The organism is Cytobacillus sp. (assembly GCF_964223445.1).
Taxonomy (GTDB): domain Bacteria; phylum Bacillota; class Bacilli; order Bacillales; family Cytobacillaceae; genus Cytobacillus.
This window is the reverse complement of record NZ_CAXQGS010000028.1, coordinates 33423-47196: the sequence shown is the minus strand read 5'-3', so window position 1 is coordinate 47196 and position 13774 is coordinate 33423. Positions and strand designations below refer to the sequence as shown.

Annotated in this window: 17 protein-coding genes; 12 read left to right on the top strand and 5 right to left on the bottom strand. The window is 39.6% G+C overall.

The window, feature by feature from the left end; translation table 11 throughout:
* Positions 1–278: 278 nt before the first annotated feature.
* Together ACEQ1T_RS04010 and ACEQ1T_RS04005 are read right to left on the bottom strand one after the other, a co-directional pair.
* Positions 279–776, bottom strand: coding sequence for a L,D-transpeptidase family protein (locus ACEQ1T_RS04010; RefSeq protein ID WP_370221815.1), 498 nt, complete (start codon positions 774–776; stop codon positions 279–281).
* A gap of 126 nt (positions 777–902) precedes the next feature.
* The gene (locus tag ACEQ1T_RS04005) at positions 903–1778 is read right to left on the bottom strand and encodes a metallophosphoesterase (protein ID WP_370221813.1); all 876 of its coding nucleotides are present in this window, start codon (positions 1776–1778) and stop codon (positions 903–905) included.
* A gap of 249 nt (positions 1779–2027) precedes the next feature.
* On the opposite strand from ACEQ1T_RS04005, the gene fadH reads away from it, so the two are divergent.
* Positions 2028–2792, top strand: a complete 765-nt coding sequence (fadH, locus tag ACEQ1T_RS04000) for a 2,4-dienoyl-CoA reductase (RefSeq protein ID WP_206835929.1) — start codon at positions 2028–2030, stop codon at positions 2790–2792.
* Positions 2793–2837: 45 nt separating this feature from the next.
* Here fadH and ACEQ1T_RS03995 read toward each other — a convergent pair whose 3' ends face one another.
* A complete protein-coding gene (locus ACEQ1T_RS03995) occupies positions 2838–3620 on the bottom strand; it encodes a C39 family peptidase (protein WP_370221811.1) in 783 nt (260 codons plus the stop codon).
* 180 nt (positions 3621–3800) lie between these two features.
* Here ACEQ1T_RS03995 and ACEQ1T_RS03990 point away from each other — a divergent pair, with 180 nt between their 5' ends.
* From ACEQ1T_RS03990 to ACEQ1T_RS03980, 3 genes are all read left to right on the top strand, one after another.
* The gene (locus ACEQ1T_RS03990; RefSeq protein WP_370221809.1) at positions 3801–5018 is read left to right on the top strand and encodes an EAL-associated domain-containing protein; all 1218 of its coding nucleotides are present in this window, start codon (positions 3801–3803) and stop codon (positions 5016–5018) included.
* Positions 5019–5096: 78 nt separating this feature from the next.
* Entirely contained in the window at positions 5097–5336 is a 240-nt protein-coding gene (locus tag ACEQ1T_RS03985; protein WP_206835938.1) for a hypothetical protein, read from the top strand.
* 258 nt (positions 5337–5594) lie between these two features.
* Positions 5595–6296: a DUF3993 domain-containing protein gene (locus tag ACEQ1T_RS03980; RefSeq protein ID WP_370221808.1), complete on the top strand. Its 702-nt coding sequence runs from the start codon at positions 5595–5597 to the stop codon at positions 6294–6296.
* A gap of 84 nt (positions 6297–6380) precedes the next feature.
* Here the strand turns inward: ACEQ1T_RS03980 and ACEQ1T_RS03975 are convergent, their stop codons facing one another.
* Together ACEQ1T_RS03975 and ACEQ1T_RS03970 are read right to left on the bottom strand one after the other, a co-directional pair.
* Complete coding sequence (locus ACEQ1T_RS03975) at positions 6381–6617, bottom strand: glutaredoxin domain-containing protein (protein WP_370221807.1); 237 nt, start codon at positions 6615–6617, stop codon at positions 6381–6383.
* A 60-nt stretch (positions 6618–6677) separates the two neighbouring features.
* On the bottom strand, positions 6678–7628 hold the full coding sequence (locus ACEQ1T_RS03970; RefSeq protein WP_370221806.1) for an MBL fold metallo-hydrolase: 951 nt from the start codon (positions 7626–7628) through the stop codon (positions 6678–6680).
* A 184-nt stretch (positions 7629–7812) separates the two neighbouring features.
* Here ACEQ1T_RS03970 and ACEQ1T_RS03965 point away from each other — a divergent pair, with 184 nt between their 5' ends.
* The 8 genes from ACEQ1T_RS03965 to ACEQ1T_RS03930 all read left to right on the top strand — a co-directional run bounded on the left by ACEQ1T_RS03965 (position 7813) and on the right by ACEQ1T_RS03930 (position 13757).
* Positions 7813–8049 carry a YkuJ family protein gene (locus ACEQ1T_RS03965; RefSeq protein ID WP_019381663.1) on the top strand — a complete coding sequence of 79 codons (237 nt, stop codon included), beginning with the start codon at positions 7813–7815 and terminating at the stop codon, positions 8047–8049.
* Between the two features lie 105 nt (positions 8050–8154).
* A complete protein-coding gene (locus tag ACEQ1T_RS03960; RefSeq protein WP_372530236.1) occupies positions 8155–8304 on the top strand; it encodes a hypothetical protein in 150 nt (49 codons plus the stop codon).
* A gap of 52 nt (positions 8305–8356) precedes the next feature.
* Positions 8357–8500: a hypothetical protein gene (locus tag ACEQ1T_RS03955; protein WP_206835953.1), complete on the top strand. Its 144-nt coding sequence runs from the start codon at positions 8357–8359 to the stop codon at positions 8498–8500.
* Positions 8501–8570: 70 nt separating this feature from the next.
* Positions 8571–9017 (top strand): cyclic-di-AMP-binding protein CbpB, encoded by a 447-nt coding sequence (cbpB, locus tag ACEQ1T_RS03950; RefSeq protein ID WP_206835955.1) that lies wholly within the window; start codon positions 8571–8573, stop codon positions 9015–9017.
* A 145-nt stretch (positions 9018–9162) separates the two neighbouring features.
* Entirely contained in the window at positions 9163–10662 is a 1500-nt protein-coding gene (locus tag ACEQ1T_RS03945) for an MDR family MFS transporter (RefSeq protein ID WP_206837631.1), read from the top strand.
* A gap of 151 nt (positions 10663–10813) precedes the next feature.
* Positions 10814–11698 (top strand): LysR family transcriptional regulator, encoded by an 885-nt coding sequence (locus tag ACEQ1T_RS03940; protein ID WP_113881776.1) that lies wholly within the window; start codon positions 10814–10816, stop codon positions 11696–11698.
* A gap of 104 nt (positions 11699–11802) precedes the next feature.
* Positions 11803–12513, top strand: coding sequence for a 2,3,4,5-tetrahydropyridine-2,6-dicarboxylate N-acetyltransferase (dapD, locus tag ACEQ1T_RS03935; protein WP_206835958.1), 711 nt, complete (start codon positions 11803–11805; stop codon positions 12511–12513).
* Positions 12514–12632: 119 nt separating this feature from the next.
* Entirely contained in the window at positions 12633–13757 is a 1125-nt protein-coding gene (locus tag ACEQ1T_RS03930; RefSeq protein WP_206835961.1) for an N-acetyldiaminopimelate deacetylase, read from the top strand.
* The last annotated feature ends 17 nt before the right edge of the window (positions 13758–13774 follow it).

Here is a 13774-nt window from a genome sequence, read left to right as displayed (position 1 = left end):
GCTTTTTTAATTTCGGGTAAATGCTCCCATAGCTCATTCCCCAATAAAGGCCAGCAGCTTTGTGTTCAAATTCAGATTTAATATTATATCCTGTGCTGGGCCAAAAGCTTAGGACAGCAAGAATGGTATGTTCTATAGACAATAATAAAACTCCTTTAAATGTATCAATTTGATATATCAATATGATATATTGTGCTTTAAAAAAAATCAATAAAAAAATAAAAACTTTCGCAATTTTTCAGCGAAAGTTTTGTTGAAAGGACGATTGTAAGCAGCATTTATGGCTGTATCCGTACCCTGGTGCCATTTGGCACTATGCGTGACAATTCGAGCACATCCTGGTTATACATGCGTATACAGCCTTTGGAAACAGATTGGCCAATTGAGGAAGGGTTATTGGTTCCGTGAATTCCATAGCCGGCTTTTGACAGGGAAAGCCACATGACCCCATATGGTCCGCCAGGATTGGGTTCTCTGTTCACAATAACAAACTCTCCAACTGGAGTCTGTGTTAGCATTTTTCCGACGGCGATGGGATACACTTTTTGAACGGCACTGTTATTTAGAAGCGTTAAGATTCTTTTGCCTTTTGAAACAATGATGGTATACGGAATGGAATCAGGTTCCGGCAGCCCTGGTATTACTATTTGCTGGCCGGGATAGATCAGGCCTGGATTTACAATGGAAGGGTTTGCCGCGAGAAGCTCACGTAAAGGGCGGCGGTAATTTTTTGCGATTACAGACATTGTCTCACCAGGTTTTACTATATGGTAAATAACAATCACCTCTTTCTGAAAGGTCTATTCAAATATATGTCTGCAAAAGTGAACTTGTAACTAATTGGATAAAATGTGCCCCCCAATGCGGCAAAAAAGGGAAAGCTGCAAAGAATTGCTTTCCCTCTACTTTCCGCTCTTTGATTGTAAGGTAAATACCGTCAGTTCAGGTTTGGATAAAAACCGGAAGGGGAGCCGGGTTGTACCAAGCCCTCTGTTTACATAAAGAGTTAAAGGGCTTTGGCTGCCGATTTCATAAAAGCCTTCATAATATCTTTCAGCATGCGGCGGTTTAACTAATGCTCCAATGAACGGCAGTTTTATTTGTCCTCCATGACTATGGCCGCTCAACTGCAGATTGATGCTGAAAGCTGAAGCTGCATCTGCTAAATCCGGTGCATGGGATAATAAAATATTATAGGTAGAATCGTCCAAACTTCCGCTGGCAAGCTTTATGTCTGGTCTGCCGAGCATGGCATCGTCAATGCCGATGATCTGGATGCTGCTTCCGGAGAACTCGATTTTGCGATTTTCATTCAGCAAAAGAGTAAACCCGGCTTCTTCCATAATAGATTTATAAATATCAGAACCATAGCCCCCGTGATCATGGTTTCCATAAATAGCAAACCTTCCAAGCGGCGCCTGAATTCTTTTCAGGAGGGGCGCAATTTGGTTCGCCTCTATATATTTGTTGGGTTCATCCATCAGGTCACCTGTAAAAAAGACAATATCAGGCTTCAAGCTGTTTATCTTTTCAATCAATTTTTCAAGCTGTTTCAGGTCATAATGAAATCCTAGATGGGTATCGCTGAATTGGATGATCTTTTTATTATTGAACGCTTGTGGAATAGCGTTGTCAGAAATTTCGTAGTTTGTGATTTCCAAGAGCCGCGGCTCAATATCCCGTGCATAATAATAGCCGCCTGCACTAATACCAAAAACAGCAGCAAAAAAGCCGAGAACTCTTTTAAAAAAAGATCTTCTGGAAACTTTTTCCGGCATATAGCATACCAACCTATCTATTGAAATTTTTTTCTGAAGTATTGGGCATGAGAAAAACAACTGTCTTCTCATTGCAGTATCTTTAATACTATCAAACTATCCTATTAAAAAGAAGAACTAACTATGCCTTTTTCTTATCCTTCATTTTCCTTAGAAATATTAATTTATTTGTAAATAAAAATTCGAAAATTCTATATTTAATGGTAAAATGTAAATGAATGATCATTCATTTTTGAGAGGGGAATTAGAATGAAGAATAAAACTGTCATTGTTACTGGCGGTTCCAGCGGCATGGGAAAATATATGGCAAAGAGGTTTGCTGAAGCTGGAGCGAATGTGGTGATAACAGGAAGGAATCTGGAACGCCTCGAGACAGCAAAAGCCGAAATTCAAACATTCCAGGGACAAGTGTTGACAATTCAAATGGATGTCCGTGAAATTGAACATGTTAAACATATGCTCAATGAAACAATTAGTGTATTTGGACAAGTTGATTTCCTTGTTAATAATGCAGCGGGAAATTTTATATGTCCTGCAGAGCAGCTGAGTGCAAATGGATGGAATTCTGTTATTAATATTGTCTTGAATGGAACCTTTTATTGTTCGAGTGAAGTCGGTAAATACTGGATTGAAAAAGGAATTAAGGGAAGTATCATTAACATGGTGGCTACATATGCATGGGATGCTGGAGCGGGTGTTATACACTCGGCAGCAGCTAAAGCAGGTGTATTATCCATGACAAGAACTCTGGCTGTAGAATGGGGAAGAAAATACGGAATTAGAGTGAATGCAATAGCCCCAGGTCCGATAGAAAGGACAGGAGGGGCTGACAGGCTTTGGGAATCAGAAGATGCTGCAAACAGGACACTCCAAAGTGTGCCCCTAGGCAGGCTCGGGAAGCCGGAGGAAATCGCAGAATTGGCATTTTTCCTTTTTTCAGAGCATGCAGGTTATATTAATGGGGAGTGCATCACGATGGATGGAGGACAGTGGCTGAATCAATTTCCATTTTGATGTTAATAAATACCGGCTGAATTATTTTCAGCCGGTTGACATTATCTATTGATAACTTACTGCTCTGGATTGTAATGCTTTCCATGATGAGATGAATTGTTCTTTAGAAACCTTCACCTGTTTTTTCCCTGAGAGGGGATCGTTAAGAATAACAAACTGTTCATCATAGCCTACTAATACGACTGCATGAAGATCTAATGGAGTTTTAATGGTTTTGCCGGAGTGAGTCCAGGATTCCCAGCGGTCAGGAAGCCTATAATCTCCTGTTGTCCAGACCACAGCAGGGTATCCTTTGGATACATGCATTAGAACCGCTTCAAAATTTTGGCCGGATAAATTAACGGCTCTTCCGGGAAGGTATCTATTCACTAATTCTTCAATTGGTTTATCAAAAACAGCGTAGCCTGCACTTGTTCCGGTCATATCTCCTACAAATCCTTCTGCTGGATTACCCCATTTCAATATATCACCTTTTGAACGTATCAGCGGATCAATATCTTTCTTTACTGCATTATACAAATCCATTTTTCCCACTTGCACACCTGCATGCCGCAGTACCATTGCCAGGCTGGTTACTTCGCATCCATACTTCAATTCGGGGTTTTGCCTAAATAGTGGAACATCAATGATTACAGAGTCTTTTTTAACAGCCGCAGGTGTTTTCGAAGACGGGGCTGTTACTTTCTGCTGTACCTTCTTTGCCTGGACTGGTATTTGTGCATCCAGCTCTTTTGATGCTATGCCAGGTCTTTGGAAAGAACCGGATGGTTCAGAATGGCCGCAGCCAAGCAAAGGAATAAGAAAGGATATAAATAGGAAATTCCTCATGAAATACCCTCTTTCTTTGATGTCCTGATATTAGCTTGTGAGAGAAGGCACGGCAATATGATGCAAAGCTTTTGCCAACCAATGATGTTTTATCAAAAAGTGGAATCTATATTTTGAATAGTAAAAGTTTTAAGCGAATATGGTATAATAACTCATTAATATACATAGGGAGGCTAGGACATGGATGCATTGGATATACTTACAGATTTGGAAAATGTATTTCCTTATTTCCAGCCAATATTCAGTGCAGATGAGCATCGTGTCATTGGTTATGAGGTTTTAGGCCGATATAGAGGATCTGATGGAGTTATAAGTAGTCTGGGGCCGTTCTTCCAGGATGAGAATATTCCTGAAGAATACCGGATTGAAGTAGATTATGAAGTATTAAAAAAGGCTTTGGATAAGGCCCGGGACCTGGATAAAGATATCTTGCTTTTTATCAACAGGGATGCTGACTTGCTTATGTACAATGATGGGGAACAATTTTTAGATACCCTTAAAGAATATGCAAAAAAAGGAATAGGCCTTGACAGGATTGTTTTGGAAATTACAGAACGGAATTATAAGGGAGATATTGACCATCTGGACCATCTATTGAATTATTATAGGACATATGGAATCAAATTAGCCATAGATAAACTTGGCAATGAAAGCAGTCATCTCGATAGGATTGGGCAATTGGCTCCCGACATTTTAAAGGTGGATCTGGAGTCCATGAAATCAAATGCTTCTGCTTATAATTTTAATGATATCCTCTATTCTTTATCCATGCTTGCCAGGAAAATAGGAGCAAGCATGCTATTTGAAAATATTGAAATGGTTTACCAGCTTCAGTATGCCTGGAAAAATGGAGGCCGTTACTATCAAGGTTATTATTTGCAAAAACCGGCTGAAGATTTCACTGATAGAGATATTTTAAAGGAAAAATTACGAAGTGAATGCCATCGGTTTATTGTGCATGAAAAGAAAAAATTAGAGTCCTTGTATCAGGTTACCCTTGATTTCAACGAAAAGATGATTGATTTTGCAAATAAAAATAAAAAGGTACTTGTATATGAAGAAACATTGGAGCAGATTGCGGTTCTTCTGGATGGTGCAGCGTTTCGCCTGTATATTTGTGATGAAGATGGATTCCAGAAATCTGCGAATTACTTCAAACGGGATGGGGGATGGATAACCCAGGAAGAATATCTTCACAAAAACTGGAGCTGGCGGCCATATTTTCTTGAAAATATAATGAAAATGCGAATAAATAAAAAAGGAATCCTTTCTGATTTGTATACCGATATTGAGACAGGTGAAACGATCAGGACGTTTTCCTTCCCGCTTAATACCAATGATTACTTATTTGTGGATTTATCGTACGAATTTCTATACAACCATGATGGATTATTATAAGCATGAAATTTTAGAAGTATAAACAATCTTGATTTGAGGAAATGTAAGTGTAGAACTTTCCTTGAGGAGAGATTAGACATGAGCATGTACACAATGATCATATTAGTAATCGGTTTGGGGATTCTCGGTTACGCCCTGGCTTACACCCTTTTTGCTGCAAAAGAACGAAAGGCTGTAAAAGGGGATATTGACGCAGAACTGCCTGATAATGTTCAAAAGCATGCATATATCAGAAATCCAATCTTTCTGACATATGCGATTTGCTTTGGAATTCTTCTTGTTATGATCACTTATTTTGCACTTACATGGAATTGGTAATGACCCTGCTTAAGCAGGGTCATTTTTTTATAGAAATGAATACATGCTGCTGATTAACAATTTTTACATCTGTTTTTATATATGCTTTTCCGCTTTTTGCGTTAATTCTTTGTCAATACGGGTAGATTCATAACAAGAAAAGAATTTTTATGTCAAAATATAAGTGAATTTCGGGTACGAAAACCGGCAACAGTAGAGTTGTTTGCTGGTAAAATGGATGGTACACAAATAGTGAACGATAAAGAAAGGGAGAGTGGAATGTACAAGCACTTAACAGGAATTATTATAACAATTGCAGTCATGGCAGCAGCGATTCCTTCCCATACAAATGCAGAGAGCCTTAACAATAAACAAGAGGTATACAAATTTTTGCAAAATGCATTTCATATACAGGTTTCACTGAGCGAGGAAGAGCGAAGTATGAAGGAAGTCGATGAATTGCTTGAACCATATTTTTCTGAAGAACCAAAAGCTGAATTTCTGAATGAAAACCTTGTTTCAGAGAATGGCAAGTATTTTACCCTTGGATCTGATGCTGCTGCATATTACATTCCGTTCTTTACGTATTCAGATAATACAAAAGCAGTTAAAGAAGGAAACAAAATTTATGTGTTTGAATACTTTAAAGAAAATCATGACGGCCCAGTCGCATATGAAGGTCACTATGAGGGACTTTTGCTTGCGGAACAAGAAGGGGAATTTAAAGTCGCCAAATTCCTGGGTGAAAATATACCTGAGAAAATTTTAAAGAAAGCCGAGAGTAATGAAGAAGCAGCAATACAAAGCTCATTTAAAACTCCTGAAAATTGGATTAACAAATCGTCATATCAATTTGGATTCCTGCTGAATCCATTCAACGCTTTGTTTCGTTCAGGAAGTATGCTTTTAACTGATGATAAACAAGGTATATTAGCTTTATTTGAACAACAGGAATTAAACGGGCAGCTGGCATCCAATTAGATGATAGGAGCTTAAAAGCTTAGCTTTTAAGCTCCTCTTTTTATGGCAGTCTAACTGGCAGTTAGATCTCCGCTAATTGAAGATTCACTTCAATTCTAATGCAGATTGGAGTTTTTCCAGGTCAAATCCCCTAATGACAGTGTCCCCGATGACAATTGTCGGTGTAGAAAAGGAATTATATTGCCTGGTCAGCTCCTTGTGGGCTGTTGCATCTTTTTTTATGTCTTTTATTGTATAAGTATATCCATTTTCATTCAAAAACAACTTTATTATCTCACAGGGCGGACAATCCGGCTGTGTATATAGAACAATTTCTTTCAAAGTGCTTCCCCCTGAGTTTTTTTGTTATTCAATCATAATGCAGGATCTTAAGATAAGCAATCAGTTTGTTTTTTGCAGAAAGTCGATTAATCCCATAGAGCAGACAGCAATATCAACAGAAAGGATCTTATATACAGGGTGGTCAGATGAGATGCCTCTGCTATTTAGATAAGATTTAATTTTTTCTTCAAGCATGGCTTGCGCTGCCTGTGTCTGCTGATCTTTAGTGCCGCCTTCGGAAAGGGCATTTTCACCTGCATGGATGAATATCTTTAGCCATTTTTTAATTTGTCTGTAGACCTCCTTGGGGTTTGAACTCTTTCCGTAATGCCCAAAGAAAATATAATCAAGATCCATTTTTTCGTACATGGCAATCGATTCGAGCATTTTGTCGGGATCGAATTGGTTTGGTGAAGTTGAGGGCAGATACATTTCAATTCCATTTTCTTTTAATTGAGGGTAATATACACCAGCAGTGTCTCCTGTGAACATTCCATTAATAGCAGGGTGAAAGATACTGAAATGGTGATTAGCGTGTCCGGGTGAATGATAGAATTTAAGCGTGCAATTTGGCCCTATTTCAAGCTCTTCTTCATGTTCTTTTTTGATAATCTTATCCTCCGGAACAGGAAAAATAGGATTAAATAATCCATCGAATTTATCTCCATAAACAGCTTTTGCACCAGCAATTAAGCGTGAAGGATCCGCTAAGTGTCTGGCACCTTTCGGGTGGACAATAACCTTTGCATTCGGACAGTGTGTCAGTAAAAGACCTGTGCCGCCTGCATGGTCAAGATGAATATGGGTAACGATGATATATTCAACTTTCTCAGGTCGAATCTGAAGCTGGCTTAGTCCTTCCAGTATGTAGGGAATTGAAGGGCTTGCCGAAGTTTCGATTAATGTCAGCGCTTCTTCTTTTAAGACATATGTACCGGTACGTTTTTCCAATGAAAGATCAAAATCATCAATTAAATAAAGATTTTCCGCCAATTTTTCAGGTTTTGCCAAAAAAAATCACATCCTTTATTAAGCTTTTGCTTGTACAAACACCTGACAATATTTTATTCTGTTAATATTGGTATGTAAAGCATCGAGCTTGAATATTCTGAATTTAATTCTTTAGGATAGAAACATGCCAAAAGAGAAACCTAAATGTAGAATTATGGGTTTTGTTTTGGAAAGGAGAGAGAGCATGTCACAGCTTCAAGGTATATTAACACGCTTAAAGAGCTTACAGGAACAAGCAACAGGCGGAGAGCCAATGCAAAGATTTTTTGAGGTGAATGGTGAAAGAAAATGCCAGGTAACTTTTCATCCAAAAAATGAAACGTTTGAACTGGAAGTATATTACGATAAAGAAAAGCCAAAAAGATATCAATTCGACAACATTGATATGATCACGATCGAAATTTTCGATTTGATTCAATAATCCACCACATACATAAGGGGCCTTCTGGGCCTCTTTTCTTATTAAAAATAGCTTAAAGAGAAAGCGTGCTATAATATGGAGTATCAATCTCACAGAGGTGTGGAAATGTATTATCTGCTCATGATTTTGCTGTTTTTTACAGTTCTTCTTTTGCTTGCAGATTTAATTAATACAAAAAAAGAAGTAATCAGGATCAGGAAAACTCTTGAAGAACTGAAAGAAATTTTAATAGAAATTAAGGACTCGAAAAATTAGGCATTGAGAACAATAAATAATAAAGGACCCTTTGATAATGAGGTGAAGCAGAATGATGCCAGTTGTAACATGTCCAGCCTGCATGGCTGAAAAAGACATCGAAGCCGTTTTAACCGCACAGTCCAATCAAAATGTTATTTTTCGCTGTCCAGACTGCGGCTATGAAGTAAAAGACATTCAAACCAGCAAAGGTTAATGGGGCAAAATGCAGGAGACTATGATAAAATGGTTATGAAGTATAACTAATTTTTGAGGAGTTTTCGGCGATGATCAGTCTCCATAGCGAGGAATTTTTAGAATTTAACATTAGTGATTTCATGATTCCTTCTGAACGGGTAGCACATGTTCAGGTTGGCAATAACCTGGAGCATGCACTCTTAGTGCTAACGAAAAGCGGATATACAGCAATACCTGTACTAGACCCGCAATATAAGCTGCATGGCTTAATCAGCACACCCATCATCATGGATTCCATTCTCGGGCTAGAGCGAATCGAATTTGAGCAGATGGAGCAAAAAAGGGTTGAAGAGGCAATGAACAGAAAGATCCCGCGGCTTGATGCTGAGTCTTCTATACAGCAATCGATCGAACTTTTAGTTGACCATCCCTTTATATGTATAGAAAACAAGGAAGGCTACTTTGAGGGAATACTGACTCGCAGAACTGTTTTGGATCAATTAAATAAGCATATTAGACGATTAAATAAGCGATAAAAACCATTCAGCTCCCCGCAGTGGGAGCTTGCTTTATTTTCAATGATGGGAGTCCTGGTGATTTTATTGCCGTCACTTGCTGGTGTTAATCATGTTTTTATTCATTTTGGAGGGGAAATGTTTGAGTCAAACTTTACATAAAAAAATGCCGCAAGGAAAGAGAAAAGTTACGAAAAAGCCTTTTGTGCTTGCTTCAGTTATGCTTGCCATGTTTATGGGGGCTATAGAGGCAACCATTGTTTCAACTGCAATGCCTGCCATTGTTGGAGATTTAGGCGGATTTGCTTTATATAGCTGGGTGTTTTCAGCTTACCTGTTAATGAATGCTGTGACTGTTTTGATTTACGGCAAGCTCTCAGACTTATTTGGGCGGAAGCCTGTTTTGACATTCGGGATTATCATATTTTTAATAGGTTCAATTTTATGCGGTTTTGCTGAATCGATGACAGCTCTAATTATTTTCCGATTAATTCAGGGGTTCGGTGCTGGAGCAGTCATGCCGATTGCAACCACCATTGTCGGGGATATATACACAAAAGAGGAAAGGGCGCAGGTTCAGGGTTATTTATCAAGTGTATGGGGTATTTCAGCCATCATGGGTCCTGCAATAGGCGGGCTTCTTGTTGAATTCGTCAGCTGGCGATATGTTTTTTGGGTTAACATTCCGCTTGGCATCATGGCTATTGCAGGCTTATGGCTTTTCCTTCATGAGAATGTGGAAAGGAAAAAGCATCAGATCGATTATGCAGGTGCTGTGCTATTAACGGTTTCCATTTCATCTCTAATGTTTGTGCTTGTTGAGGGAGGTACAAATTGGGCCTGGAATTCCATTGAATCAATCAGCCTTTTAGCGGTTAGTGTGATTGCCTTTATTTTATTCATCCTGCAGGAACAAAAAGCAGCAGAGCCAATGATGCCTTTTAATATTTGGAAGGAAAAACCGATATTAATTGCTAATTTAGCTTCACTGACAACTGGTGTGATGCTGATCGGGATTTCCAGTTTTCTGCCTGCATTTGTCCAGGGTGTCATGGAAAGATCGCCGATTGTAGCCGGCTTTACACTTACGACCATGTCGATTGGGTGGCCAATAGCTTCTGCAGCTGCAGGCAAGCTTCTCCTGAAAATTGGTTTTAGAAGCACCTCTGTAATAGGGGGAGTATTTTTAATTGCAGGGAGTATTTTATTCGTCACACTCACTCCTGAAGCAGGACCTGTCTGGGCGGCGGCTGGAAGCTTTTTGGTCGGGGCCGGCATGGGATTAACGAGCACTGCTTTTATTGTATCCATTCAGAGTACAGTGGAATGGAAGCAAAGGGGAATTGCTACTGCTGCCAATATGTTTATGAGAAATCTTGGCAACACTATAGGAGCAGCCTTGCTGGGCGGAATCCTGAACAGCCAGATCAAATCGTATATACAGAAGAATGGTGAAGGCATAGATGACAGCTTATCTTTAGATTCAGCAAATGTACTTTTAAATGAAGAAGCGAGAAACAGCCTAAATACCGGAGTGAAAGAAATCCTGCAAAATGGTCTCACCGTTTCACTTCATTCAGTGTACTATGCAGTGCTATTATTTGCTGTTATAAGCTTCTTATTGGTAATTGCTCTTCCAAAGCATGAAAAGGAAGTTGCCGATTAAGCGGCCAGAGATCTCTGCATTTACCGTGCAGAGATTTTTATATTCTTAAAGAACTGTATGTATTTTTGGTGCTTCTTTCCATTTTAATGATAATGAAACTTTAATGCGATTAAGATACACTATAAGAAAAAGTTATGAAGGGAAGATGTTTATGTCTTCACTTACGGAATTTCACCTTTTATCAGTGCTGGCACAGGAAATGAATATGAGGAAAGCGGCTGAACGTTTATTTGTTTCGCAGCCAGCCCTTTCACAGCGTCTTGTAAATATTGAAAAAGAATGGGGCAGCAAACTATTCCTACGCTCACAAAAGGGTTTGTCACTGACGCCCGCTGGCGAAATCGTACTACAATTCATTAATGAAGTTCTTGCGAAGGAAGAAAAAGTCAGGGAATCAATTACAGCCTTGAATTCAGAGGTCCATGGGACCTTAAAAATAGCTGTTGCTTCCATCGTAGGGCAAAATTGGCTGCCTCAAGTTCTTAAGAAGTTTGTCAGCCGCTATCCGCAGGCAAAAATTTCTCTGATCACCGGCTGGAGCAGTGAAATATTAAAATCGCTATATGATGATCAGGTTCATATTGGAATTATTAGAGGGACTCCGGACTGGAAGGGGATTAAAATCCCTTTATTTAAGGATAGTCTTTATCTAGTGGATACAGAGATTACAAGGCCGGAGCAGGTCCTTGAAACAGACAGGCCCTTTATTCAGTTTAAGAGTGATTCCAACTATTATCAGGAAATTCAGGACTGGTGGCTGAGGCAGTTCAAAACGTCGCCAAAACGGACGATAGTCGTTGATCAAATTGAGACGTGCAAGCAAATGACTTTCAATGGAATAGGATATGCCATTCTTCCGGCCATTACGCTGAATGGTGCAGAGAAGAATATTTTTAAGATCCCGCTGCTGGATGAAAATAATTTGCCGATTAAGCGTGATACGTGGCTGCTGGGATATGAATCCGCCTTCCAGCTCAAGCAAGTTCAGGCATTTGTTGAGTTAATTAAGGAACATATTGAAGAAGAAGGAAAATGATATCAACCAGTACTTCTATTTTCATTTATTTTTCTTGTTTTCAGCGCTTTTGTTTGTTAAAGTAATGCTAGTTGCAATGTTATACATAGAGGAGGATTTTTAATATGAAAATGATGGATGCCAATGAGATTATTTCATTTATCCAAAACAGCACAAAATCAACACCTGTAAAGGTTTATATTAAAGGTGAATTAGAAGGAATCGACTTCGGTGCTTCAGCAAAGGCCTTTATAAATGGCAGCACTGGTGTGGTATTTGGTGAATGGGCTGAACTTAGCCAGGCGATTGAAGCAAACCAGTCTAAAATTGAAGATTATGTTATTGAGAATGACCGCAGAAACTCAGCGATTCCATTGCTTGATATGAAAAATATTAAAGCCCGCATTGAGCCGGGTGCAATCATCCGAGACCAGGTTGAAATCGGTGATAACGCTGTAATCATGATGGGCGCATCCATTAATATTGGTTCAGTAATCGGTGAAGGTACAATGATTGACATGAATGTTGTCCTTGGCGGAAGAGCTACAGTCGGCAAGAATTGCCATATTGGAGCAGGAACTGTGCTGGCAGGGGTTATTGAGCCTCCTTCAGCAAAACCTGTTGTTGTAGAAGATGATGTTGTAATCGGAGCCAATGCAGTGGTTCTGGAAGGTGTGACGGTTGGGAAGGGAGCCGTAGTTGCGGCAGGTGCGATTGTCATTGACGATGTACCTCCTTTCACTGTGGTGGCAGGAACACCAGCTCGTGTAATTAAAGAGATTGATGAAAAGACTAAGTCTAAAACAGAAATTAAGCAAGAGCTTCGCCAATTATAAGAATTTGAAAAGCGTGGATTGCGATCCGCGCTTTTTCTAAAGGTGAAAATCTTTTGGTTAATTATGACGACTATAGCGTGAATGAAATATATGGGGCATTTTTACAAGGGGGAAGAGTTTTGGTCACAAATAATCCATTCGTTGCATTACGGCGGGAGCTGCACAAAATACCGGAGTTAGGGTTCCGTGAATTTAAAACACAGAAGCTTCTATTAGATTACCTGTATTCCCTTCCTCAGGACTACATGGAAATTAAAACTTGGAAAACGGGTATTTTTGTGAAAATCAGCGGCAGGAATCCTTCCAGGATGATTGGGTATCGTGCTGATATAGACGGCCTCCCAATCATTGAGGAAACTGGTCTGCCGTTCAAGTCCGTGCATAGTGAACAAATGCATGCCTGCGGACATGATTTTCATATGTCGATTGCACTTGGCCTAATAACAAAATTCATTGAAGAACGCATTAACGATGATTTACTGTTTATATTTCAGCCAGCTGAAGAAGGGCCTGGCGGAGCAGAACCCATGCTTAAATCTGAGATAATGAAGGATTGGAAGCCGGATATGATAATGGCCCTACATATTGCTCCAGAGTATCCGGTTGGAACAATCGCATTGAGAGAAGGATTGCTGTTTGCAAACACCTCGGAACTTTTCATTGATTTAAAAGGAAAAGGGGGACATGCGGCATATCCGCATAACACCAATGATATGGTCGTGGCAGCATGTACACTGGTCAGCCAGCTTCAGTCCATCATTTCAAGGAACATAGATCCATTGGACAGCGCAGTCGTTACAATCGGAAAAATCACTGGCGGCACCGTGCAAAATATTATTGCTGAAAAAGCAAGGCTTGAAGGTACAATCCGAACGTTATCCCCTGAATCAATGAAAAAAGTAAAAAGCAGAATTCAGGCGCTAGTCAAAGGAATTGAAGTCGGGTATGAATGTGAAGCTTCAATCGATTACGGAAGCATGTATCATCAGGTTTACAATGAGGCAGCCTTAACAAATGAATTCATGGAGTTTGCCCGCTCCAGTACAGACATAAACGTGGTTGAATGCAGGGAAGCGATGACAGGTGAGGACTTTGGATATATGCTTGAAGAAATTCCAGGCTTCATGTTTTGGCTTGGCGTCAATTCAGAATACGGACTTCATCATGCCAGGCTGAATCCAGATGAAGCAGCAATCGAGAAAGCGATTGAATTGATTGCAGCTTATTTAAGGTATAAAGGTTAACCATTTGCAGTAAGCAT